Origin of the sequence: Variovorax sp. J22R115 (assembly GCF_030317005.1) — a bacterium.
Taxonomy (GTDB): domain Bacteria; phylum Pseudomonadota; class Gammaproteobacteria; order Burkholderiales; family Burkholderiaceae_C; genus Variovorax.
In genome coordinates, this window is the sequence record NZ_JASZYM010000051.1 from 1 (window position 1) to 2,065 (window position 2,065).

Here is a 2,065-nt window from a genome sequence, read left to right on the forward strand (position 1 = left end):
GTAAGCGCTCAATAAACCACGTCCTTGCGGCGGCCGCCATGGACCATGAAGCTACGTTCCCATGTACAGCAACATGGGAACGTGATGTCAGAGTGGTTGTCGGAGTTGGGCAAGCGCCTCGTTGTCGGGCGCAAACGCGACGGGCGGTGTGTCTATGACGCGCAGGCAAAGCGGGATCTGATTCTCGCGTGCCGCGAGCCGGGGATGTCGATTGCGAGGATCGCTCGCGAGTGCGGGATCAACGCGAATCAGTTGAGCGCCTGGATTCGTCGTCATGATCGCGCGTCGACCCAGGCTGTCGTGCCGATCGCCAACGCAGAGCTGCCGGAGCAGGCATTTGTTGCGGTGACCATCGAGGCAACGAAGCCTGAGACTGCGACGATCGTGGATCTGCAAGCGCGGTTGCCCAACGGCGTGGTGGTCGATCTTCGTGGATGCGATATGCGCCAGGCCAGCGACTTGATTCAAATGCTTGGGAGCCTGCGGTGTTCCGCTTCGACGAAGAGCTGAAGGTCTACCTGCATCGGGAGGCTATCGACTTCCGTGTCGGTCTCAACGGCCTGGCGATCCTGGTCGAACAGGCCTTGGGCCTAGATCCGTTTGCCAAGGCCGTGTATGTCTTCCGCAATCGTCGACGCGATCGTGTGAAGATCCTGGCCTGGGACCGCAACGGCTTCTGGCTGTTGATGAAGAGACTCGAACAGGATCGCTTCATCTGGCCCGACGCAGCATCGGTGCCGAAGCTGACGGTCGAAGAGCTTCATTGGCTGCTCGATGGCATCGACCTCGCGGTCGTGCGCAAGCATCCTGAGCGCATGTATGCGCGCGTGGCCTGAGCGAGGGCAGCGGCGCGAAGAATTCGCATGAAGATGCGATGATCCCGGAACGCCTGCGTGCCATGTGGATCGAAGCAGGCGATGGTTCAGATGCCCACCGCCGAAGAATTCGCAGCCCTGCAGCAAGCGCTGGCCGAGGCCACTCGGCGCAGCGAATCTCTGGTCGGCGAACTGCGCGTGGTGACTACCGAGCGGGACCTGGCGCTGGAACGGCTGCGGGCCTTGCAGGGGCAGTTGTTCGCCGCCAAGAGCGAGGCGCGCGGCAGCGAGCAGAAGGACCTGTTCCTCAACGAGGCCGAGGCGCTCGCGCCGACCGCGCAAACACTGCCGGCCGAAATCGATGATGAGGACTCGACACCGGTCGCTGGCCACCAGCGCAAGAAGCGCGGACGCAAGCCGCTGGACCCCGCGCTGCCGCGTGACATCGTTCGCCACGAGTTGCCCGAGTCAGAGCGTATCTGCGCTCACGACGGCCAGGTTCTGGTGGAGATCGGCGCCGAGGTCAGCGAGCAGATGCACGTCATCCCCGAGCAGGTGCGCGTGCTTCAGCATCACCGCATCAAGTACGCCTGCCCGTGCTGCGACTTGAGCCTGAAGGTCGCGCCGACGCCGGCACGCATCATCCCTCGAGGACTCCTCACCGAAGAGGCACAGGCTTGGGTTATCACGGGCAAGTACCAGTTCGGCATGCCGCTGTATCGAACGGCCGTGCTGCTGCGTCGCTTCGGCGGCAACATCGTGAGCAATACGCTTGCCGCCGGGGTCGTGCGTATAGGACTGGCCGTGCAGCCCGTGATCAACTTGCTGCGCGATCACCTGTTGGACTCGGACCTGATCTACGGGGACGAGACCACTGTGCAGGTGCTTAAAGAGCCTGGGCGCAAGGCGCTGACGAAGAGCTACATGTGGGCGCAGATGAACGGCAGCGGACCGCCAGTGCGCTTGTTCGCCTATGCGCCCGGACGCGGCGCTGTGCATGCCGAGAAGCTCTATGCCGGGATCCGGCGCGGGGCCACGTTCGTGAGCGATGGCTACCAGGTCTATGACGGCATCGCTGCGGACCATGGTCTAACGCATCTTGGATGCTGGGTTCATGCGCGCAGGCCCTTCGTCAAGGCTGAGGAGGCGATCCCGAAGGCAGCCCGGTCACCGGACCAGCTGGCCACACGGTTCGTCAAACTCATTGGCAAGCTCTACCGCGCCGAGGCGCGAGCCGAGAAGTGGTCGCC

General features: G+C 63.4%; 3 protein-coding genes. All 3 read left to right on the forward strand.

The annotated features are described in order from the left end of the window. Positions 1-45: 45 nt before the first annotated feature. A complete protein-coding gene (locus QTI04_RS34110; RefSeq protein WP_286619628.1) occupies positions 46-510 on the forward strand; it encodes a transposase in 465 nt (154 codons plus the stop codon). Beyond that, positions 486-836: an IS66 family insertion sequence element accessory protein TnpB gene (gene tnpB, locus QTI04_RS34115; protein ID WP_286619629.1), complete on the forward strand. Its 351-nt coding sequence runs from the start codon at positions 486-488 to the stop codon at positions 834-836. Before QTI04_RS34110 ends, tnpB begins: the two co-directional genes overlap by 25 nt. 90 nt (positions 837-926) lie before the next feature. Continuing rightward, the coding region (locus QTI04_RS34120) for an IS66 family transposase (protein ID WP_286619630.1) at positions 927-2,065 on the forward strand (1,139 nt) is incomplete at its 3' end.